Origin of the sequence: Cognatishimia coralii, assembly GCF_037478305.1 — a bacterium.
GTDB classification, from domain to species: domain Bacteria; phylum Pseudomonadota; class Alphaproteobacteria; order Rhodobacterales; family Rhodobacteraceae; genus Cognatishimia; species Cognatishimia coralii.
In genome coordinates, this window is the sequence record NZ_JBBGAZ010000003.1 from 19014 (window position 1) to 39805 (window position 20792).

Sequence of the window (20792 nt, forward strand, 5' to 3'; positions counted from 1 at the left end):
GGATTTAATGCATCACACAGAATTTAAGCTGGGTTAAAACGCAGCAATTTCGATGCTGCGCCGCAGAATAAATTCCCGATTCGCGATGCGTTAACGACCCTATGTTCGCCGTTTGGGACGCGCCTCGCCACCTTTGCCCGAGGCTCTGGCTGCAGGCTTTCCTTTCCCCTTGGCCGCCAGCTTGGCTGCCGCGGCACGGGCCTTGTTCTTTTTGCTGTTCGGCTTGCCTTTGGGCGGCGGTGGACCCTTGGGTTTGTCGCCTGGCCCGTTGTCGCGTTTCTTGTGGCTCTTTGGTTTATCCGTGGCGGCCTTGTCGGCTTTGGGGCCAAGGTCCCTCCACACCGTTTCGTCACGCAGCTTTTTGCTGTCGCCTTTGCGGTGTGGCTTGGCTGGACGGTCCTCATCGCGACGAGGTTTTTTGAAGGTCTTGCCACCGTCGCGCTTGGGTCCACGCGATTTGAACGGGCGGTCGGATTGTTCCGGCCGCTCCAATTTCGGTGCGCCTTCGATTTGGGTCACTTTAGAGCCCTCGATGGTCTGATCCGATCCAATGGCAGCAAGGAAGCCATCGACGCTTGAATCTAGCACCTGCACGAAGGTTTCACTCTGCTGAATGCGGATCGCGCCGATGTCGTCTTTGGTGAGATCTCCGGCCTTGCAGATCATCGGCAAAAGACGCCGCACTTCGGCATCCGCGGCACGGCCACCAGCGACCGAGAACCAAGTGCTTGGTCCGAAGTCCTCTTTGCGGCGGGGTTTGGTGTCAGCAAAGCTATTCAACTCTTCCGGGGCCGAGCGTGCAGTGCGCCGCAGGCGCAGATAAGCGGCCGCGAGTTGATCTGCGGTGAAAGCCTCAGTCAAAGCCGCGACGGTGTCCTGTTCGCTCTCATTGACCGGAGTCGCCCAGCCCTCATCGGCCATCATACGCGCGTCTTCGCGCTCAGAAACCTCTTCCGAAGTTGGCGCACCACCCCAATCTGCGTCCAGCTTTGCCATCTTGAGAATGCGCTGCGCTTTCTTGGCGCTGCGTTTGGTGACGATGAGAGCTGATGTGCCCTTGCGCCCTGCCCGCCCCGTGCGACCGGAGCGGTGGAGGAGCGTTTCATGGCTGCTTGGTAGTTCCGCATGCACCACCAGATCGAGGTTCGGCAGGTCAATCCCCCGCGCCGCCACATCGGTCGCCACACAGACATTCGCGCGCCCATCCCGCATCGCTTGCAGCGCGTTGGTGCGTTCGGCTTGGGTCAGCTCGCCTGACAGGCAGACAACGCGAAAGCCTCGGTTCGACAGCCGCGTGGTCAGACGGTTCACAGTCGCGCGGGTGTTGCCAAAGACGATGGCATTGGGCGCATCATAATAAAGCAAGCTATTGATAACCGCGTTTTCCACATCGCGATCAATGACTTGCATGGCGCGGTATTCGATGTCGGCGTGCTGGCGGGTCTCAGATTTCACGACCACGCGCACAGCGTCATTCTGATAATTCTGCGCCAAAGCCGTGATCATTTTCGGCACAGTGGCTGAGAACAAGAGCGTCTGACGATCCTCAGGGCATTCGCCCAGAATGAACTCCAGATCTTCGCGGAAGCCCAGGTCGAGCATCTCATCGGCTTCGTCCAGCACCACCGCGCGCACGTCCGACAGATCAATCGCTCCTTTTTCGATATGGTCGCGTAACCGCCCCGGCGTAGCGACGACAATATGCACCCCACGATCCAGCGCACGGCGCTCACTGCGGATGTCCATGCCGCCCACACAGGAGGCCATCACGGCTCCGGCCTGCGCATAGAGCCAACCCAACTCACGCTTCACCTGCATCGCCAGCTCGCGGGTCGGCGCAATCACCAGCGCCAAGGGCGTGTCGGCCCGTTCAAACCGCTCGCCTTCGCCCAGAACCGTCGGCGCAATCGCCAAACCAAAGCCCAAGGTCTTGCCCGATCCGGTTTGTGCCGAGACCAACAGATCCCGCCCCAGATGCTCGTCGCTGATCACAGCCTGCTGAACCGGAGTCAGAGTGGAATAGCCGCGCTCATCCAGCGCGTCTTGTAGGGCTTGTTTCACTGTCGGGGTCTTTCGAAACGGAAGGCCTGAGGCCTTGAAAAAGGAAAGGCCCCGCCCGATTGGGCGAGGCCAAAAGGTTTTAGATCAGAGATCTAAGCGATTACTCGTCGCCCTTCAGAGCTGCGCCGAGGATATCGCCCAGGGACGCGCCGGAGTCAGAGGAACCATACTGTTCAACTGCTTCCTTCTCTTCTGCGATCTCGCGTGCCTTGATGGAAAGACCCAGACGGCGTGTCTTGTTGTCGACATTGGTGACGCGAACGTCGACCTTGTCACCAACATTGAAACGCTCTGGACGCTGGTCCGCGCGGTCACGCGCCAGATCGGAGCGGCGGATGAAGGACTTCATGCCTTCGTATTCCACTTCGATGCCACCGTCTTCGATCGCGGTCACTTCGACAGTCACGATAGAGCCGCGCTTCACGCCGCCCGTCGCGTCTGCGAATTTGTCGCCGCCAACCGCTTTGATGGACAGAGAGATACGCTCTTTCTCGACGTCAACCTCAGAGACAACCGCTTTGACGAGATCGCCCTTGCGGTAGTTCTGGATCGCATCTTCGCCACGCTCTTCCCAAGAGATGTCGGAGAGGTGAACCATACCGTCGATGTCGCCTGGCAGGCCGATGAACAGACCGAATTCGGTGATGTTCTTGACTTCGCCTTCGACTTCCGCGCCCTCTGGATGGGTTTCCGCGAAGACTTCCCATGGGTTGCGCATGGTCTGCTTGAGACCAAGGGACACGCGACGCTTGGCGCCGTCGATTTCCAGAACCATGACTTCGACTTCCTGGGAAGTAGACACGATCTTGCCTGGGTGTACGTTTTTCTTGGTCCAGGACATCTCAGAGACGTGAACCAGACCTTCTACACCTGGCTCCAGCTCAACAAATGCACCGTAGTCGGTGATGTTGGTGACGCGACCAGTGTGGGTGGATTCCAGCGGGTATTTCGCAGCAACGATATCCCATGGATCTTCCATCAGCTGCTTCATGCCGAGAGAGATACGGTGGGTCTCTTTGTTGATCTTGATGACCTGAACTTTGACGGTTTCGCCGATGGTCAGGATCTCGTTCGGGTGGTTCACACGGCGCCATGCCATGTCGGTGACGTGCAGCAGGCCGTCAACGCCGCCCAGGTCAACGAAGGCACCGTATTCAGTGATGTTCTTAACAACACCGTCAACCGCATCGCCTTCTGCCAGCTTGCCGATAACCTCAGCACGCTGTTCTGCGCGGGACTCTTCGAGGATCGCACGACGGGAGACAACGATGTTGCCACGACGACGGTCCATTTTGAGGATTTGGAACGGCTGCTTCATGCCCATCAGAGGGCCCGCGTCGCGTACTGGACGTACGTCGACCTGAGAGCCTGGAAGGAACGCAACTGCGCCACCCAGATCCACGGTGAAACCACCTTTGACGCGGCCAAAGATCGCGCCTTCGACGCGTGCATCGTCGGCATATGCTTTTTCCAGACGGTCCCAAGCTTCTTCGCGGCGTGCCATCTCACGAGAGATAACTGCTTCGCCACGCGCGTTTTCAGCGGCACGCAGATAGACTTCTACCTCGTCGCCAACGGAAACTTCAGGAGCTTCGCCAGGGTTTGCGAATTCTTTCAGATCAACGCGGCCTTCCATTTTGTAGCCTACGTCGATGATGGCCTGACCCGCTTCGATTGCGATGATCTTGCCTTTTACAACGGTCCCCTCATCAGGGGTGTCCATTTCGAAGCTTTCGTTCAAGAGGGCTTCGAATTCCTCCATAGATGTCATTGCCATGTGGCGTGTATATCCTTTGATCGGTTTTACTGGCCGCGCGGTTGGCTCCGCCGGTCTTGGTTTCGTTCATCTGGGGCCGAGCGCTAAAGCGTTGCAATCCATGGCAAAAAACACAAACAACAAGGGCCAAAGGTTTCCCTTAGGCCCTGCTCACCATGACTGCGACTCTTGTCGGTCGTCAGATAGCGCGCTGTTTATGGGGGAATCGCCTGTTTTGCAAGGCTTAAGCCTCGATTTTCAGTGACTTGCCGATCCCGTGACTTTCTGCAAACAACTCCATATGTCGATTGTGATCAAAGCCATCTCCGCCGGAGACACCCTGCCCTTGCGTCACAAAATACTTTGGCCGGGCTATCCCGTCGAACACTCAATGCTCGACGGGGACGAAACTGCGATGCATTTTGGCGGTTTTTTAGAAGAGAAGTTGATCTGCGTCGCCTCCCTCTTTCGCGACGGCCAAGCGGTTAGACTGCGCAAGTTCGCTACTGATGCGAATTTTCAAGGCTTAGGATTTGGATCTTTGATGCTCCAACACCTTTTGAAAGTGGCCCAAGACTTGGATGCGGAAGTCTTTTGGTTCGACGCCCGAGAAACTGCCGTACCCTTTTACAAAAGACTCGGGTTTTCCATTGATGGCAACCGATTTTTCAAAGGTGCCATCCCCTACTTTCGGATGTCCCAAAGCCTGACCCAAAAGCCCTAACAATACCGCTCAGGCCCAACCCACTGATCCTCGCTATAGCGATCCCCATGGGCCCACCCCAGCGGCAAGGCCTCTTCCACGGCCTTCAACTCTTCAGGCGTCAACACGCGTTCCCACCCCGCCACCAGCTCCATGAAATGCGTCACAGCGCGCGTGCCCGGGATCGTTGTCACATGCTCCCCCTGTGCCAAGACCCAGGCGATGGCGAGGCCGGCGGCGGGTAGGCCCATATCCGAGGCCAGCGCGCGGAAGGGCTTCACGGCCTCCAAATTGGCGCTGTAGTTCGGCTCTAGGAACCTTGGGTTCGTGCCAAGCCACGGCAAGCCCGACGCGCGCTCCAGAGAAATCGGGTCATCCGTCAGCAAAGATCGCCCGACGGGTGAGAAAGCCACCAAAGCCGCACCTAGTTCGGCGCAGGCCTGCACGAGGCCCAGTTCCGGCGCGCGGGTGGACAGGGAATACTCTGACTGCACCGCATCCACATGATGCTCAGACGCCGCGCGGCGCAGGGACGTGGGCGCGATTTCGGAAAAGCCGATGCCACGGGTTTTGCCTTTGGCTTTCAGTTGCCCCAGAAACCCCGCGACCTCTTCAATCGGGATGTCAGGATTGCGGCGGTGCACATAGAAGAGATCCACGTGATCGGTGCCCAGACGCGCGAGGCTCTGGTCCAGCTCGCTTTCCAGATGCGCGAGCGTGTTGTCGTAAAACCGTTTGCCATCGCGTCGGGTGATGGCGGCTTTGGTGGCGATGTGGAACCCATCGCGTAGCCCAGCGCCATGTTTGGTGAAATATGTCCCGATGGCCGTCTCGGACGTGCCCATTCCATAGACATTAGCCGTGTCGATATGGGTCACGCCGACCTCGCGCGCCGCATCCAGGATCGCATGCGAGCGCGCCTCATCGGTCTCGCCGTAGAAATTGGAAAACGACATGGCACCAATGCCAAGGGCCGAGACTTCGGGACCATTGCGACCAATTCTGCGCGTCTTCATTGCGTAAACTCCTGAGGGGAAATCAATTCTGTTGCGGTAAACGTAAAGCCCGGATCACAGCTTGCCAAGAAAAGAGCCCCAAACCTTATGGCTGGGGCTCTCATTCTAATCACGACGGCGGTTTAGGCGATTTCCGAGACCATCTCGGATTTCGATTTCCGCACCTTTGGCATGTCTTTGAGCCAATCGCCCGTCTCGGCCCGAACACCCAAAGGCAAAAGCGTCACTGACCGCAGCCCCTTTGCCGAAAGACCAAGGATCTCATCGACCTTAACGGGATCAAACCCTTCCATCGGCGTGCAATCCACGCCCAGTTCCGCCGCGGCTGCCATGGCAAAGCCCAAGGCAATATAGGACTGACGCGCCGCATGCTCAAAGTTCACCTCTGCCTCGCGCGGCAGGTACATTTTCTTGAGATTCGTATAGTAGCTCTCGAGCGTTTCTGTCAGCCCGCCGCGTTCCTCGGCCATATGCTGCATGACCGCATCAATGCGCTCTTCGGTGTAGGTGTCCCAGGCCGCGAACACCAACAGATGGCTGCCTTCGGTGATCTGAGCCTGGTTCCACGCGACTTTCTGGATCCTAGCGCGGATCTCGTCATTGGTGATCACCAAAAGCTCGAAGGGCTGCAGCCCGCTCGAGGTCGGTGCCATCCTGATCGCCTCGATTATCAGGTCGACATCGGCTTGGGCGACAGCTTTGGTGGGATCCATTTTCTTGACCGCATAACGCCAGTCCAGTTTTTCAAGAAACATCTCTTGTCCTATTCTTTCTGCTGACCCCCGAGATAATCCGGCGCGGACTCCGGTCAAGCAGCGACCCTTGTCAATTCTGCGTCGCCGCTGGATCAGGCAGGCAACCGCGCCTCAATCTCGGCCACCGCTCGCGCCACTGCATCCTCAATTGAGAGGTCACTGGTGTCGATCAGAATGGCATTGTCTGCGGCCTTCAACGGAGCCTCTGCACGGTTCGTATCCCGCTCATCCCGCGCTTTGACATCGGCCAAAACTTCTTCACGGGTGTCTTTATGGCCCTTGGCCGCAAGCTCAAGATACCGCCGTTCAGCCCGCACCTCAGCGCTCGCGGTGACAAAGAGCTTGGCCTCGGCATCTGGGCAGATCACCGTGCCGATATCGCGCCCATCCAACACCGCTCCGCCAGCGCGGCGCGCAAAGGTCTGTTGAAAAGCCACCAATGCCGCGCGCACCTCAGCGATCACGGCCACTTTGGACGCCGCTTGGGCCACCTCGGGCGTGCGAAGGTTGTCGGCCTCCAAATCTTCGGCCATCAAAGCCTCTGCCGCAGCGATCGGCTCAGCCCCAGTGAGAACCTTGGCCCCGACAGCGCGATACAGAAGCCCCGTGTCCAGATGCGCGAATCCGAAATGCGCGGCGACCGCCTTGGAAATCGTGCCTTTGCCCGCCGCAGCAGGCCCGTCTATCGCGACGGTAAAGCTCATGCGTTCGTGCGCACGATTTGCGCGCCAAGATTGCCCATCAGGTTTTCAAAGATCGGGAAAGACGTCGCAATTGGCCCGCCGTCATCTACAGAGACCGGTTTTTGTGCGGCCATGCCCATCACCATGAAGCTCATGGCAATCCGGTGATCCAACTGGCTTTCGCAGGTGCCGCCACCAGGCACATTGCCGTGACCCAGACCTTTGACGATCCACCAATCTTCTCCCTCTTCGACCTCAACGCCATTGGCGCGAAGCCCTTTGGCCATCGCATCAATACGGTCGCTTTCCTTGACACGCAGCTCTTTGACGCCCTTCATGACCGTATCGCCTTGGGCAAAAGAGGCCACCACAGACAACACGGGATATTCGTCAATCATGCTCGCCGCACGCGCCGGATCAACGTCGATACCCTTCAGGTCCGGCGAGAATTTCGCCCGCAGATCGGCAACAGGCTCACCGCCCTCTTCGCGCTCGTTCTCAAAGGTCAGATCCGCGCCCATTTCCTGCAACGTGGTAAAGAGCCCAGCGCGGGTCGGGTTGAGACCAATATTGGGCACCAACACATCAGAGCCCGGTGTGATCAAAGCCGCACAGACAGGGAAAGCCGCCGAGGACGGATCACGCGGCACCGCGATCTCTTGCGCGACCAATTCGGGCTGACCCGTCAGGGTGATCTCGCGCCCCTCATCCGTATCGCGCACAGAAATATCCGCGCCAAAACCAGCCAGCATCCGTTCGGTATGATCACGTGTCGCTTCTTTCTCGATCACCACCGTCTGGCCCGGCGCATTCAAAGCCGCCAGCAATACCGCAGACTTCACCTGCGCCGACGGCACAGGCGTCGTATAGCGCACCGGCACCGGCTCTTTCGCGCCCACAATGGTCATCGGCAAACGCCCCTCAGAACGGCCCACCGATTGCGCCCCAAACAGGGCAATCGGATCCGTCACCCGCGCCATCGGACGTTTATTTAAAGACGCATCGCCCGTGAATGTCGCCGTGATCCCTGTCGTCGCCATGCACCCCATAATCAGTCGTACGCCAGTTCCAGAGTTACCGCAGTCAATCACCTGATCAGGCTCGGCAAAACCTCCGACACCTACGCCAAACACAGACCAGTCTCCGCCGCCATGATCGACAACGTCTGCCCCAAAGGCGCGCATCGCCTTGGCGGTGTCAATCACGTCTTCGCCTTCCAAAAGCCCCGAGATCTTGGTCTCGCCCACGGCCAAAGCACCCAAGATCAAAGACCGATGCGAAATCGACTTATCGCCGGGCACAATTGCCTCGCCTTTCAGCGGGCCGCAGGGACGAGAGGTCATTGGGATCGGGGCGCCATGTCCGGACATTCGGGTCTTCCTTATTCCAAGTCAGGCAAGCTGTTAGCGCAGAACATTCCCGGCGTCCATGACCAAGCCAAGATTTCATCTTGCCGCAAGTACTTCAGGGTGAATGGGAAGGATTGCTTGCAATCCCGCACAAAGAGGCAAAGCCCCTGCCCGCCTAAACCCTGCGGAATGTCAGATAATGGGCCTTGCGCCCTTCACGAAATGCCTTCTGCTCATAGCGAGTCGAAATCCAGTCTCCCCAAGGCTGCCGCCAGTCCTCCGCCGTCTCGGCCAACCATTCAAAGCCGGCCTTAGGCACCTCTTGCAGGGTTTGACGCACATAGTCAGGAATATCGGTCGCCACCCGCAAGATCGCGCCGGGTTTCATAACCCCATGCAGCGGCACCAGATGCTCTTGTGTCACAAAGCGACGCCGATGGTGACGTTTCTTCGGCCACGGATCGGGATAGAGCAAAAAGGCTTTGGACACGGACTCTGATGGCAACACATCAAACATATCCCGCGCGTCGCCCGGATGGATGCGGATATTCTCGGCCCCTGCTTCGCGGATCTTGCCCAAAAGCATGGCGACGCCGTTGATATAGGGTTCACAGCCGATAAACCCGACGTCGGGGTTCTGACTGGCCTGATGAATCATATGCTCGCCGCCACCGAAGCCGATTTCCAGCCATAGATCGCGGTCTCCAAACAGCCCCGCCAGATCCAAAGCCTCCCGCTCTGGATTGTCCTCCCAGCTCACCTTACCGGGCGACAGAGCCGCCAGATCCTCGTCCAGCCAAGCCTCTTGAGATTTGCGCAGCCCCTTGCCTTTGAAGCGGCCATAGAAGTTCCGCCAAGGCGCGCCAGAGGGGTGGGTTTTGGGCGTATCAGATGGGTTAGACATAGGGGATCCATAGGCTTTGCTGCGCGCCCTCTGCCGTATGAGCGCGTCATGTGCAAGCCCTTCGTTTGGATTATTCGCTGCGGAGAACCCCCGCCAAGGTCAGCTCGACCCGCGTCGGGTACCAGTTGTCGCTATTGGGGATGCCTTTGCTTTTCACCGCGAACTCAGCGTCTACCCCGCGTGAAATCATATAGGTGAGGTCTTCGTGGAACTCGCGTTGCGTGTCTTCAAAGACCCATTCGGAAAAATCAAACGGTGTGTCCCAGCCGTCCTGCTCGCGCCATTGCTCGTAGTAGCTCTGCATATTGGCCGCGCTCCAGAAGGGTTGGTGAAAACCTAGTTTGGACCCTAAGGTCATCTGTCGGTTTTGGCCTGCCAGAAAAACGCGGACGCAGGAACTCGCGCATTCCCCATGCACGATGGTGTCCAGCCCGAAATCAATCACGATCCGCGCCATTTCACGCCCGGCCCAAACGCTGCCACCGCTGCTGTTGAGTTCCAGCACGCGAAGCTCTTCGTTGGCGCGCAAGACCGCCAATAGGTGGTCCACGTCGTCAGATTCAATCTCGGAGTTTACCCTCGTCTCAGTGTCATAGACCAAAGTCGTGCCACGCACTTCGAACTTGGGTGGCAGGTCGCCATGGCTTTCAGCAAGGGTTTGAGTGGCCAAAAGTGTGGCAAAAACAACAAGTAAACTACGCAATTCAGATCCTCCGGCGTGCCCTTCAGAGCTAGCGCAGCAAGCGAGAGCTGCCAAGGCGGCAAAGAAAAAGGCCGCCAGTTTGGCGACCTTTGTGTCTCTTTCGTCAGCGCGATGTGCTTAGACGGCCGCTTTCAGCGCTGTCACCAGATCGTCTTTTTCCCAGCTAAACCCGCCGTCGGCATCCGGCGTACGACCAAAGTGGCCATAGGCTGCGGTGCGCTGATAGATCGGCTTGTTCAGACCCAGATGCTGGCGGATGCCGCGTGGCGTGAGATCCATCACGGACGCCACGGCCGCTTCGATCGCCGCGTCGGCGACGTTGCCAGTGCCATGGGTGTCTGCATAGATCGACAGCGGCTTGGACACGCCAATCGCATAAGACAGCTGGATCGTGCAGCGATCTGCCATGCCTGCAGCCACGACGTTCTTCGCCAGATAGCGCGCCGCATAGGCTGCGGAGCGGTCCACCTTGGTTGGATCTTTACCAGAGAACGCACCGCCCCCGTGAGGTGCCGCGCCGCCATAGGTATCCACGATGATCTTACGGCCGGTCAGACCCGCGTCCCCATCAGGGCCGCCGATGACGAATTTGCCGGTTGGGTTCACGTGCCATTCGGTCTCTGAGGTCAGCCAACCTTCAGGCAGAACTTCTTCGATATACGGCGCGACTATTGCGCGGATGTCTTCGCTGCTCAGCGCTTCATCCAAGTGCTGCGTGGAGAGAACCACAGAAGAGACGCCCACAGGCTTGCCATCGCGATAAACAACGGAAAGCTGAGATTTCGCGTCCGGGCCCAGCGCAGGCTCTTGACCGGATTTACGCACCTCGGCCAGGCGGCGCAGGATCGCATGGGAATACTGGATCGGAGCCGGCATAAGCGCGTCGGTTTCGTTGGTCGCGTAGCCGAACATAATGCCCTGATCGCCCGCGCCTTCGTCTTTGTCAGCGGCCGCATCCACGCCCTGCGCGATATGCGCGGATTGTTCGTGCAGCAGGTTCGTGACCTCTACGGTCTCATGGTGGAATTTGTCTTGCTCATAGCCAATGTCTTTGATGCAAGCGCGGGTGATCGCGTCGATCTGGCCCATGTAATCTTTGAGTTTGTCCGGATCAGACAAGCCCACCTCACCGCCAATAACAACGCGGTTTGTGGTTGCAAAGGTCTCTGCTGCGACGCGGGCCTCTGGTTCCTCGGCGAGGAAAGCGTCGAGGACTGCATCGGAAATGCGGTCGCAGACCTTGTCTGGGTGTCCTTCCGAAACGGACTCGGAAGTGAACGTGTAATTCTGTCGTGCCATGAAGTGCTCCATTGAGAAATCTAACCGCCACGTCAGGAAGCCGTTGTGGCGGCGGTGATATCAACGGGACTTAGGCGGGGTTGACCATGCGGTCAAGCGAATTCGCGGGGGCGGACGGTGATGTATCCCAGAAGCACCAGGATCAGAAATGCCAAAACAGGCGCGTCTCCTACCCAGGCATAGAGCGTTTGCGGTAAAGGATCCTGGCGGCGTACATCTAGATATCCCGCTTCATTCAGCGGCAATTGCGCCACGATCCGACCGCGTGCATCGATCATGGCCGAGACACCCGTATTAGCTGCCCGCACCATCGGCAGGCCCATTTCCATCGCCCGCATCTGCGCCTGAACGAGGTGCTGATAGGGGCCCGAGAACGTTCCAAACCACGCATCATTGGTGATCTGCATCAGCATATTGGCTCGGATCTGACTGGCGCGCACATCTTGCGGGAAAACCACTTCGTAGCAAATCAATGGCAGCGCGAGGCCCAACGGGCCAAGATCCATCAACTCGGCCCCAGCTCCGGGTGAGAAACCATGCCCCTGGCTCGCAGCCATGCCGTAATAGCCAAACCGCGCAAGGAAATCGCCAAACGGCAGATATTCCCCAAAGGGCACAAGGTGGTGCTTGTCATAGATCGCATGGACCTCGCCATCAGATCCGATGAGCGCGGCGGAATTGAAAAGGCGTGGGCCTTCAAAACGGTTCGCTCCGATCACCACGGGCGTAAGTCCGGCGGCCTCTGTGACCTGCTTCAAGAGCTCATCGCCATAGTTCAGGATCTCGGGCAAAGACGTCTCGGGCCAGATGGTCAGGGCAATTGGGCCGTCAGCCTCTGCTCGCGTCAAGGCAAGGCCACGAACAAAAATGTCATCGATCAGGTCCGGATCCCATTTTTCATGTTGCGCTGCGTTGGGTTGTATCAACCGGATCATTGGAGCGTCGTCGCGCGGTGCCATTGGCTCAGGCGCAGGCCAGAGAATGGCGAGCACTGCGGCGACAGCGAGGCCTAGGAATGCGAGCCGAAACTGCCCGTGAGAGTTGATCGCCTGCGCAACGGTCCAAGCAATCGCGAGCACAAAGACATTCAACCCATGCGATCCGACCCAGGTGACCACCTGCCCCAAGGCGCTATCAACCATGCCATAAGCAGGCATGCCCCAAGCAAAACCTGTGAAAACATATGCGCGGGCCAGCTCCATCAGAGGCAGCGCAAAGATCAAGGCAGAACTTCTGCCCAAGCGACCAGCCCCCCAAAAAGCAGCGGCCCAGAACAACGCAAGCCCGCCAGGCATAAGCACCAAGGCAAAGGGCGCCATCCAGCCATGCTGCTCAGGCTCTACAAGGAAAGGGCTCACAAGCCACTGGAGTGTCAGAAGAAAGTAGCCGAACCCAAAGGCCCAACCCTGTAAAGTTGGCGCATCGGTGCCCTTTGTGCGTTCAAAGAAAAGAAAGGCGAACGCAAAGCCAAGAACCGAGACAAGCGCCCATCCAAAAGGCGCTTGCCCCAAAGCCGAAATCACACCCAATATCGCCCAGATACCAAGCCGCCCCCAACGGGGCAGCCCGGCATATCGCGACACCAGATCAGCCGTCGGCATGGGCATTTTGATCGCTTAGGATCACACGCAGCCGTTTGATGCGGCGCGGATCGGCGTCCACGACTTCGAACTCTGTGCCATCGGGGTGCACAACGACTTCGCCCCGCGCGGGCACACGGCCAGCGAGCATAAAGACCAGACCACCCAGTGTATCGATCTCTTCTTCGTCGATCTCTTCGTGGTTGGTCAGCGAGCGCCCAATGACCGGTTCAAACTCATCCAGCGGAGATTTCGCCAACGCCAGATAGCAACCGGGGCTTTCCTCGCGCCACAGTGCTGCCTCTTCCTGGTCGTGTTCGTCCTCGATCTCTCCGACCACCTGTTCGATCAGGTCTTCGATGGTCACGAGGCCGTCCACGCCGCCGTATTCGTCAATGACCAAAGCCATGTGACGCCGTTCGGTCTGCATTTTTGTCAACAGAACACCGATGGGCATAGAGGGTGGCACGAACAGGAGCGGCCGCAGCATCTGACGCAATGAAAACCGCCCGCCAGATCCATTGAACCCGTGTTTCAGCGCCAGGTCCTTGAGGTGCACAAAACCAACCGGCGTATCCAGCGTGCCGTCAAAGACAGGCAAACGCGTGAAGCCGCTTTCGCGGAACACATCTACCAGTTCGGCACGTGTCATGGTGACAGGAACCGAGGCGATGTCCACTTTGGGCACGGCCACATCTTCAACCCGCATCCGACGCAGGTTTATCATCCCATGGGTCTGGGTGCTCGGCTTATTTGTTTGCTGAGGTTCTGCGACCTCGCCCACATCTGCGGGGCTAATCGCTTCGAGAATGCGACGAAAAAACCCGCCGCTTTTATTTAATTCTGGGATCTCGCCCTGCGCGCTCTGCGCTGCGATAGAAGACCCGTCGGTGCTGTCGCCCATTGTACCTTTCCAAATCGGGGAGAAACCCCGTTATCCTTCATAATATGGGTTACTCAACCCTAGTTTGCCAAGTATCTCGACCTCTAAACCCTCCATAAGGGCGGCATCTTTGTCACGAATGTGATCATATCCCAGCAAATGTAGCACGCCGTGAACCAATAGATGCGTGACATGGTCGCGCATTGGCTTGCCTGCGGCCTCGGATTCGCGGGCACAGGTGTCATAGGCGATGGCGATATCGCCGAGTTCCGGGTCTGGTCCTTCGGGCAGATCGGGGTTGCCACCGTCCTCATCAGAGCCGCGTTCCTCGGAGGGCCATGAGAGGACGTTGGTGGGGGTCGGTTTCTCGCGAAACTCGGCATTCAGATCGGCGATGCGCGCATCATCGCAGGCGAGAAGGCTGACCTCCCAGTCATCGCCCAAGCCGAGATGGGCCAGCGTCTGAGCGTAGGCCTGATCGGCCAGCCTCTGCAAGTCCAGATCCTGCCAGCGACTGTCTTCAAATTGAATGTCTACGATCATGTAACTGGCCTCGTGGGGGCCGACTGCCCCCACACCCCCGTGAGTATTTTGCGCAAGATGAAAGCCTAGGCTTTGTCGGCCATGGCGCGTTCAGAATCCGCGTCGTAGGCCTTGATGATGGCGGCCACAAGCGGGTGACGGACCACGTCATCTGCAGTGAAATAGTTGAAGCTGATGTTTTTGATACCGCTGAGCAGCCGCTCTGCATCACGCAGGCCCGATTGCACGCCGCGCGGCAGGTCAACCTGGCTGCGGTCGCCGGTGATCACCATGCGAGAACCTTCGCCCAGACGGGTCAGGAACATTTTCATCTGCATGGTTGTAGCGTTTTGCGCCTCATCCAGCACAACAAAGGCATTCGCGAGCGTGCGGCCCCTCATGAAGGCCAGCGGCGCGATTTCGATCTTTTTCTCTTCGATCAGTTTCGCGAGTTGTTTGCCCGGAAGGAAATCGTTCAGCGCATCATAAAGCGGCTGCATATAGGGGTCGACTTTGTCCTTCATGTCGCCGGGCAGATAGCCGAGCTTTTCACCCGCTTCGACCGCAGGGCGGCTAAGGATGATACGGTCCACATGGCCTCCGATGAACATCGACACGCCAACTGCGACAGCCAGATAGGTTTTACCGGTGCCTGCGGGGCCAATCCCAAAAGCCATCTCGTTTTTGAAGAGGTTCTGCACATAGGCCTTTTGTGCATCGGTCCGAGGCTCAACCAGCTTCTTACGGGTCTTGATCTCGACCTTTCCGCCTTTGAAGAGCTCCATCTGGTCGCCGTCCCGCGCTCCGGTGCCTTTTTCCGATCCACCCATGCGCAGCTCGCGATCGATATCCGCGTGTTCGACCGATTTGCCGGTTTCCAGACGTTGATAGAGGGACTGCAAGACCTCGGCCGCTTCTTTTTGATGGGCCTCTTCGCCCAAAATGGCCAACTGGTTGCCACGGCGAATGATTTGAACCGAGAGCTGCTGCTCTATATCCGCGAGATTGCGGTCATATTCACCGCAAAGGTCGATCAAAAGGCGATTGTCTGGGAACTCGATCAGAACTTCTTTCGATGTTTCCCCAGTGGATGGCGGGGTCAGGGCACTTATGGCCAAGCAGCTCTCCTTTTTGAATAATGGCTGAGTCTTAGCCTGCAAATTTTCCAAAAAACCTGCAAGCAGTTGGCTGTAAAATTCACGCCACAGTTACAAAAAAAGACCGCGAGCGGGTGCGCGCGGTCTTTTGGGTAATGAACTGTGATCTGGGACCGGATCATATCTTGTCGTGGAACTTAGACCCTTCCTTGTAAGGGCCAGTTGCCGTGTTTGGCGGCGCGATACCGGAACAGACTGGCTTGCCATAGCGATCAAGACGTTGGCTGAGATAGCCTTCGAGGCCGTCGTCAATAATCCAGTGGTCACAGCCGTTTGGATCGACCCAAATACCCGCCACAAGCTGGCTGAGGTGTTTGTCGTCAAAGCCCTGATCGATAGTTCGATCGGTGATGTTCTTGCCGCCCTCAAAAGTTTCCACACAGCCGGAAATCGCGGTGGCTGCAAAGAGAGCGAGTGCTGTTGATTTCAGTTTCATCGTCGCTCCCCTTAATTCAGACACATGATTTCGACGCGGCGGTTTTCCGCGCGTCCAACAGATGTTTTATTCGAAGCCCGCGGCATGCGTTCGCCATAGCCCCGCACGTCCACGATATTCGCACCCGTGCTAACACCGACATTCGCGACGGTCGCGGCGCGGTTGAACGAAAGCTTCATATTGCTTTCGTCAGAGCCCCGGCTGTCCGTATGGCCGATGATGATGTAAGCATCCGAGCCGTTCTGTTGAAAGAACTGCGCCAGTCGCGCGCGGCCCTGACTGGTGATGCGATAGCTGCCAGAGGCAAAGAACTGATCCGCATTCATCATGCCGCAAAGCTTGGAATGGTCGCAAACTGGAATGCCATGACGGTTTACATTCGGGGTCATATAGCCCTCTGCGCCGTCGTCCATCACCCAATGCTGACAGCCATCCGGATCGACCCAGATGGTTGGTTTATATTCCGCGCCTCGGATGGTTTTGGTGCCTTGCGCGACCGCAGTGGTCGCCACGCTGGTGCATGTGATCGCAGCAATTGCGATGCTCCCCAATGCACGGCGCAGGCCGGTTGTGAAATAATCTGCCACGATACTACCCTCACTGTCGCGCGCCACCCGGGCCGCAGCAGCCAAGGGAAGAGCCGACATCATTCATGACAGTACTGTAGCAAATTTTCCGATCATGTGAAGGGAAATCCACAAGATATTGTGGGCGACCATAGAAAGCCGCGCAACGCCAAGAAAATATAGGGAACGGGCTGAAAGGTTAACTTTTGTTACCTCAAACGAGGACGCCACCCAGCGAATTTGCGCTACTTTCAACGATTCTCACAGCGCGGATATCGCCGACATTCACATCTGCATTCGCCACGTGCACGGCGTGCAGATATTCGGACTTGCCGACCATCTGACCCTCAAGCCGACCTTTGCGTTCAAACATGACAGAGACCTCGCGGCCCACCATGGACTGCTGGATCTCTTGCTGTTGCTGGGTGATCAGGGCTTGGAGGCGGTAGAGGCGGTCTGAGGCCTCTGCATCATCCACCAGCGGACGTTCCGCTGCAGGCGTGCCGGGGCGGGTGGAATATTTGAACGAAAACGCCTGGCCGTATTTGACCTCTTCGATCAGGGCCATCGTGTCCTGGAAGTCTTCTTCGGTTTCTTCAGGGAAGCCGACAATGAAATCGCCAGAGATCAGGATATCCGGACGCGCCGCGCGGATGCGCTCGATCAGGCGCAGATAGCTTTCGGCGGTGTGGCTGCGGTTCATGCGTTTGAGGATCTTGTCGCTGCCTGATTGTACCGGCAGGTGCAGATACGGCATCAGCTTGCTGCATTCGCCATGGGCTGCGATCAGATCGTCCTGCATGTCATTGGGGTGGCTGGTGGTAAAGCGGATGCGTTCCAAACCGTCGACCTTGTCGAGCTCCCAGATCAGATCGGCCAGAGACCACGTACCGCCCTTGGGACCGTCGCCATGATAGGCGTTTACGTTCTGACCCAAGAGGGTGATCTCGCGCACGCCGCGCTCGACCAGATCGCGCGCTTCGTTCAGGACCCGTTCGGCGGGACGGCTGACTTCCGCACCTCGGGTATATGGCACCACACAAAACGCACAGAATTTATCGCAGCCTTCTTGCACGGTTAAGAACGCCGCCGGCGCGCGTTTGGCTTTGCCGCGGCCTTTCAGCTTCTCAAACTTATCCTCTTCAGGGAAATCCGTATCGAGCGCCTTCGCCCCGCCACGCGCCTTCTCTTCCATCTCTGGCAGGCGGTGATAGGCCTGAGGCCCCACGACCAGATCCACCAAAGGCTGACGACGCATGATCTCTTCGCCCTCGGCCTGCGCGACACAGCCTGCGACGCCAATCTTCAGGTCCGGCTTTTCTGCCTTCAGACCCTTAAAGCGGCCCAATTCGGAATAGACCTTCTCGGCGGCTTTTTCGCGGATGTGGCAAGTGTTCAGCAGGATCATATCCGCGTCATCCGGCGTTTCCGTCGTGACATAGCCTGCCCCACCCATAGCCTCGGCCATTCGTTCACTGTCATAGACATTCATCTGACAGCCATAGGTCTTGATAAAGAGCTTCTTGGGGTCGGCCATGATCTTACCTCTAAAATCCAGAGCGCCTCCCTATACCACGATGCGTGACGCTTGCAATAAGAGGCGATTTCGATCACTTTCAGCAAAAATCAAAAGTAGGCACCGATGCAGTTCACGAGTTTTGCCGAGCTATTGAAATCCGACGCGGGTCTTGTCGCCAAAGGCCCGCTTGCCCTGATCTTTGCCGAAGACGATGTGGAGCTGGACACCACCCTGCGCCACCACAAGGACATTGGGTTCAAGCAAGTGCTGGCCTTTATGCCCAGCGGTTTTAAGCTAGCGCATGATGTCGCCGAGATGGTCATCCGCATCGATATGGAGACCGCGAGCGGCCCTGACATGATCTCCGCGGTCAATGAGGTCGCAGAGGCCTGCACGGACCAGTGGCTCTACTACTGCTTCAACGCTGAATACTTGCTGTTTCCGTTCTGCGAGACGCGCAGCATTGGCGAAATGCTGGCCTTTCACGCCGAAGAGCGCCGCTCGGCAATGTTGACCTATGTGGTCGACCTCTATGCGGAAAACCTGCACCAGCATCGCGACGCGGTGACCATCGAAGGGGCGATGATGGACAAGGCTGGCTACTACGCTTTGGCGCGGCCTGATCCAGAGAACCACAATCATCCCAAAGAGCGGCAGCTGGATTTCTACGGCGGGCTGCGCTGGCGGTTTGAAGAGCATATTCCAAAGGCCAAACGCAAGATCGACAGAATTTCGATTTTTCGAGCCACACCAGGCGTTTACCTGCGTCCGGATTTCACGTTTTCCGACGAGGAAATGAACACCTACAGCTGCGCATGGCACAGCAATCTGACCGCCTCGGTCTGTTCCTTCCGCGCGGCTAAGGCGCTCAAGACCAACGCGGGCTCGACCTATGACATCAAGAGCTTCAAGTGGCACAATTCGGTGCCGTTTGAATGGCACTCTCGTCAGTTAATGGACCTCGGGTTGATGGAGCCGGGTCAGTGGTTCTAACCCCTTTCGGTGCTGCGTAAATGGCGCTTCCAGACACGCTCGTTGCCCGCCTTATTGAGACGGTGAAAACCCACGACCTCACTGGACGTTTTGCGATGCTCGGGCGTCAAACATGGGTCGGTTCGCGCCGAGGAGCCTCGGCAAAATTACTGTCCAAGGCACTCGAAGAGCACTTGCCCGGCGTGACCGAGGATCAACTGCACAATGCAGACGATGCCTATTCCGAAGCCCTGTTTCATCAACTTGGGTTTTCGCAGGTCGACTCGATCGATTATTCCGATTTTGAGAAGGCATCCATCGTCTGTGACCTGTCCCAAAAACTGCCCAAAGAGCTAGAGGCGCAGTTTGACGTGATCTATGACGGGGGCACGTGCGAGCATATTTTTGACCTTCCCACAGCCTATAAAAATATCGACAAAGCGCTAAAACCCGGAGGGGTTCTGATCGGGCAATCCCCTTGCAATAACTGGATAAATCACGGGTTTTATCAGATCTGCCCCGAAATGATCTTTGGCTATTGGCAAAACGCGCGCGGCTATGAGGTTTTGGACGTTCTACTGCAACCGCTCCGCCCCGCCCTTGCAAATCAGACCGCCCGCGTCAGCGACCCGACGCAAACCGGACGCCGCCCGCGCGTTCAAGGAGAGCTGCCCGCCGGAGCGCCTTTGATCATTCACTACGTGGTGCGCAAGCCCCTGACGCCAAAACGTGCCAAGCGGGCGTATCAGACCGACTACGTGCAACGTTGGAACGACTGACGTCGCCCCGATCGCTAAATTTTCTGAATGTCAGACTACTTACGGCGCAGACGCACCACGACGTCGACCTTAGAAATCTCGGCACCCGCAGGTGCTTCTGGCAGTTGGACGATCTTAAGCTGCTCTGCAGGCGCATCGGTCAACACACGATCATCTTCCCAGAAGAAGTGCGGGTGGTCGGAAATATTGGTGTCAAAATAGCTTTTAGAGCCATCCACCGTAATTTCCTGCATCAAACCAGCATCACAAAAGGCGCGCAGAGTGTTGTAGACCGTCGCCAAAGACACGCTTTCACCGACGCCACGGGCATCGTCAAACAGGCTCTCGGCAGTGACATGGCGATCCATTCCGTCACCCACCAGTAAAGACGCAAGCGCAACGCGTTGGCGCGTCGGGCGCACATCGGCGCTCGCCAGCCATTTGGTTCCATTCTTGATCGCGGTTGGTGTCATCACAATGCCTGCCATCTGGTTCTTGGCCAATATAAGCCCCGCTGACGCCCCTTTCAATTGAAAATGCGTCGCAAAGACAGGCGCTGCGGCCTCAGTGTCACCTTGCAGCCCCATGGCATGCAGTGCTAGACGGAAATGAAGACACAGAATGACAAGAAAGGGGCATGCCTCTATGGCCGATTATCCAAGCAGCTTTGACAAAGAGGACCTCCTTAAATGCGCCCGCGGCGAATTATTCGGCGAAGGGAACGCCCAACTGCCTGCTCCTCCGATGCTGATGATGGATCGGATCACGGATATTTCCGGTGATGGCGGCCTACATGGCAAAGGCCATGTGGTGGCTGAATTCGACATCACGCCGGACCTCTGGTTCTTTGACTGCCACTTCCCCGGCAACCCGATCATGCCGGGCTGTCTAGGCCTGGATGGCCTCTGGCAGCTGACCGGTTTCAACCTAGGCTGGCGCGGCTGGCAAGGACGCGGCTATGCGCTGGGTGTTGGCGAAGTAAAACTGACCGGCATGGTGCGCCCGGATCGCAAAATGCTGACCTATAAGGTGGATTTCACCAAAGCCGTGCAAACCCGCCGTCTGACAATGGGCGTCGCTGATGGTATTGTAGAGGCCGACGGAGAGGTTATCTACCAAGTCACAGGTATGAAAGTCGCCCTGTCCGAAAGCTAAGCCCACCCCGGCACA

At 57.6% G+C, this 20792-nt stretch carries 21 protein-coding genes and 1 riboswitch; of the genes, 4 read left to right on the forward strand and 17 right to left on the reverse strand.

The features are described from left to right. Positions 1 to 99: 99 nt before the first annotated feature. Together WG622_RS07565 and rpsA are read right to left on the reverse strand one after the other, a co-directional pair. Entirely contained in the window at positions 100 to 2061 is a 1962-nt protein-coding gene (locus WG622_RS07565; RefSeq protein ID WP_339403038.1) for a DEAD/DEAH box helicase, read from the reverse strand. A gap of 100 nt (positions 2062 to 2161) precedes the next feature. Next, positions 2162 to 3838: a 30S ribosomal protein S1 gene (gene rpsA / locus WG622_RS07570; RefSeq protein WP_209355698.1), complete on the reverse strand. Its 1677-nt coding sequence runs from the start codon at positions 3836 to 3838 to the stop codon at positions 2162 to 2164. Between the two features lie 280 nt (positions 3839 to 4118). On the opposite strand from rpsA, the gene WG622_RS07575 reads away from it, so the two are divergent. Further along, positions 4119 to 4541 (forward strand): GNAT family N-acetyltransferase, encoded by a 423-nt coding sequence (locus WG622_RS07575; RefSeq protein ID WP_339403039.1) that lies wholly within the window; start codon positions 4119 to 4121, stop codon positions 4539 to 4541. On the opposite strand, the gene WG622_RS07580 is transcribed toward WG622_RS07575, so the two are convergent. The 14 genes from WG622_RS07580 to miaB form a co-directional block, all read right to left on the reverse strand. Then, positions 4538 to 5536: an aldo/keto reductase gene (locus WG622_RS07580; RefSeq protein WP_339403040.1), complete on the reverse strand. Its 999-nt coding sequence runs from the start codon at positions 5534 to 5536 to the stop codon at positions 4538 to 4540. The two genes, WG622_RS07575 and WG622_RS07580, sit on opposite strands and share 4 nt — an antisense overlap. A 122-nt stretch (positions 5537 to 5658) precedes the next feature. After that, positions 5659 to 6291: an NAD(P)H-dependent oxidoreductase gene (locus WG622_RS07585; protein WP_339403041.1), complete on the reverse strand. Its 633-nt coding sequence runs from the start codon at positions 6289 to 6291 to the stop codon at positions 5659 to 5661. 92 nt (positions 6292 to 6383) lie between these two features. After that, on the reverse strand, positions 6384 to 6995 hold the full coding sequence (locus WG622_RS07590) for a (d)CMP kinase (protein WP_339403042.1): 612 nt from the start codon (positions 6993 to 6995) through the stop codon (positions 6384 to 6386). Next, positions 6992 to 8344, reverse strand: coding sequence for a 3-phosphoshikimate 1-carboxyvinyltransferase (gene aroA / locus WG622_RS07595; RefSeq protein WP_339403043.1), 1353 nt, complete (start codon positions 8342 to 8344; stop codon positions 6992 to 6994). The genes WG622_RS07590 and aroA overlap by 4 nt, the downstream gene beginning before the upstream one ends. Positions 8345 to 8498: 154 nt before the next feature. Next, on the reverse strand, positions 8499 to 9227 hold the full coding sequence (trmB, locus tag WG622_RS07600; protein ID WP_339403044.1) for a tRNA (guanosine(46)-N7)-methyltransferase TrmB: 729 nt from the start codon (positions 9225 to 9227) through the stop codon (positions 8499 to 8501). Between the two features lie 70 nt (positions 9228 to 9297). Then, entirely contained in the window at positions 9298 to 9930 is a 633-nt protein-coding gene (locus WG622_RS07605) for a COG3904 family protein (protein WP_339403045.1), read from the reverse strand. Between the two features lie 117 nt (positions 9931 to 10047). Next, positions 10048 to 11229: a methionine adenosyltransferase gene (metK, locus tag WG622_RS07610; protein WP_339403046.1), complete on the reverse strand. Its 1182-nt coding sequence runs from the start codon at positions 11227 to 11229 to the stop codon at positions 10048 to 10050. 4 nt (positions 11230 to 11233) lie between these two features. Beyond that, a riboswitch (SAM-SAH riboswitch) is annotated at positions 11234 to 11284 on the reverse strand. Between the two features lie 37 nt (positions 11285 to 11321). Further along, positions 11322 to 12836 carry an apolipoprotein N-acyltransferase gene (gene lnt / locus WG622_RS07615; RefSeq protein ID WP_339403047.1) on the reverse strand — a complete coding sequence of 505 codons (1515 nt, stop codon included), beginning with the start codon at positions 12834 to 12836 and terminating at the stop codon, positions 11322 to 11324. Next, positions 12817 to 13713 carry a hemolysin family protein gene (locus tag WG622_RS07620; protein WP_339403048.1) on the reverse strand — a complete coding sequence of 299 codons (897 nt, stop codon included), beginning with the start codon at positions 13711 to 13713 and terminating at the stop codon, positions 12817 to 12819. The genes lnt and WG622_RS07620 overlap by 20 nt, the downstream gene beginning before the upstream one ends. Before the next feature lie 30 nt (positions 13714 to 13743). Then, the gene (gene ybeY, locus WG622_RS07625; RefSeq protein WP_339403049.1) at positions 13744 to 14235 is read right to left on the reverse strand and encodes an rRNA maturation RNase YbeY; all 492 of its coding nucleotides are present in this window, start codon (positions 14233 to 14235) and stop codon (positions 13744 to 13746) included. Positions 14236 to 14300: 65 nt separating this feature from the next. After that, complete coding sequence (locus WG622_RS07630) at positions 14301 to 15332, reverse strand: PhoH family protein (RefSeq protein ID WP_209355688.1); 1032 nt, start codon at positions 15330 to 15332, stop codon at positions 14301 to 14303. 157 nt (positions 15333 to 15489) lie between these two features. Continuing rightward, complete coding sequence (locus WG622_RS07635) at positions 15490 to 15807, reverse strand: hypothetical protein (protein WP_339403050.1); 318 nt, start codon at positions 15805 to 15807, stop codon at positions 15490 to 15492. An 11-nt stretch (positions 15808 to 15818) separates the two neighbouring features. Continuing rightward, positions 15819 to 16394, reverse strand: coding sequence for an OmpA family protein (locus WG622_RS07640; RefSeq protein ID WP_339403051.1), 576 nt, complete (start codon positions 16392 to 16394; stop codon positions 15819 to 15821). 193 nt (positions 16395 to 16587) lie between these two features. Continuing rightward, entirely contained in the window at positions 16588 to 17910 is a 1323-nt protein-coding gene (gene miaB / locus WG622_RS07645) for a tRNA (N6-isopentenyl adenosine(37)-C2)-methylthiotransferase MiaB (protein ID WP_339403052.1), read from the reverse strand. Positions 17911 to 18015: 105 nt separating this feature from the next. Here miaB and WG622_RS07650 point away from each other — a divergent pair, with 105 nt between their 5' ends. Then, positions 18016 to 18885 carry a hypothetical protein gene (locus tag WG622_RS07650; RefSeq protein WP_339403053.1) on the forward strand — a complete coding sequence of 290 codons (870 nt, stop codon included), beginning with the start codon at positions 18016 to 18018 and terminating at the stop codon, positions 18883 to 18885. A 20-nt stretch (positions 18886 to 18905) separates the two neighbouring features. After that, positions 18906 to 19643, forward strand: coding sequence for a class I SAM-dependent methyltransferase (locus WG622_RS07655; protein ID WP_339403054.1), 738 nt, complete (start codon positions 18906 to 18908; stop codon positions 19641 to 19643). 35 nt (positions 19644 to 19678) lie between these two features. On the opposite strand, the gene irr is transcribed toward WG622_RS07655, so the two are convergent. Then, a complete protein-coding gene (gene irr, locus WG622_RS07660; protein WP_209358245.1) occupies positions 19679 to 20095 on the reverse strand; it encodes a Fur family transcriptional regulator Irr in 417 nt (138 codons plus the stop codon). Positions 20096 to 20267: 172 nt separating this feature from the next. Here irr and fabA point away from each other — a divergent pair, with 172 nt between their 5' ends. Then, on the forward strand, positions 20268 to 20777 hold the full coding sequence (fabA, locus tag WG622_RS07665) for a bifunctional 3-hydroxydecanoyl-ACP dehydratase/trans-2-decenoyl-ACP isomerase (protein WP_209358244.1): 510 nt from the start codon (positions 20268 to 20270) through the stop codon (positions 20775 to 20777). The last annotated feature ends 15 nt before the right edge of the window (positions 20778 to 20792 follow it).

Excerpts from the sequence above, each read along its gene's own strand:
- rpsA (WP_209355698.1), bottom strand. The coding sequence starts at position 3,838 with ATGGCAATGACATCTATGGAGGAATTCGAAGCCCTCTTGAACGAAAGC.
- WG622_RS07575 (WP_339403039.1), top strand. The coding sequence starts at position 4,119 with ATGTCGATTGTGATCAAAGCCATCTCCGCCGGAGACACCCTGCCCTTG.
- WG622_RS07580 (WP_339403040.1), bottom strand. The coding sequence starts at position 5,536 with ATGAAGACGCGCAGAATTGGTCGCAATGGTCCCGAAGTCTCGGCCCTT.
- WG622_RS07585 (WP_339403041.1), bottom strand. The coding sequence starts at position 6,291 with ATGTTTCTTGAAAAACTGGACTGGCGTTATGCGGTCAAGAAAATGGAT.
- WG622_RS07590 (WP_339403042.1), bottom strand. The coding sequence starts at position 6,995 with ATGAGCTTTACCGTCGCGATAGACGGGCCTGCTGCGGCGGGCAAAGGC.
- aroA (WP_339403043.1), bottom strand. The coding sequence starts at position 8,344 with ATGTCCGGACATGGCGCCCCGATCCCAATGACCTCTCGTCCCTGCGGC.
- trmB (WP_339403044.1), bottom strand. The coding sequence starts at position 9,227 with ATGTCTAACCCATCTGATACGCCCAAAACCCACCCCTCTGGCGCGCCT.
- metK (WP_339403046.1), bottom strand. The coding sequence starts at position 11,229 with ATGGCACGACAGAATTACACGTTCACTTCCGAGTCCGTTTCGGAAGGA.
- lnt (WP_339403047.1), bottom strand. The coding sequence starts at position 12,836 with ATGCCCATGCCGACGGCTGATCTGGTGTCGCGATATGCCGGGCTGCCC.
- WG622_RS07620 (WP_339403048.1), bottom strand. The coding sequence starts at position 13,713 with ATGGGCGACAGCACCGACGGGTCTTCTATCGCAGCGCAGAGCGCGCAG.
- ybeY (WP_339403049.1), bottom strand. The coding sequence starts at position 14,235 with ATGATCGTAGACATTCAATTTGAAGACAGTCGCTGGCAGGATCTGGAC.
- WG622_RS07635 (WP_339403050.1), bottom strand. The coding sequence starts at position 15,807 with ATGAAACTGAAATCAACAGCACTCGCTCTCTTTGCAGCCACCGCGATT.
- miaB (WP_339403052.1), bottom strand. The coding sequence starts at position 17,910 with ATGGCCGACCCCAAGAAGCTCTTTATCAAGACCTATGGCTGTCAGATG.
- WG622_RS07650 (WP_339403053.1), top strand. The coding sequence starts at position 18,016 with ATGCAGTTCACGAGTTTTGCCGAGCTATTGAAATCCGACGCGGGTCTT.
- WG622_RS07655 (WP_339403054.1), top strand. The coding sequence starts at position 18,906 with ATGGCGCTTCCAGACACGCTCGTTGCCCGCCTTATTGAGACGGTGAAA.
- irr (WP_209358245.1), bottom strand. The coding sequence starts at position 20,095 with ATGACACCAACCGCGATCAAGAATGGAACCAAATGGCTGGCGAGCGCC.
- fabA (WP_209358244.1), top strand. The coding sequence starts at position 20,268 with ATGGCCGATTATCCAAGCAGCTTTGACAAAGAGGACCTCCTTAAATGC.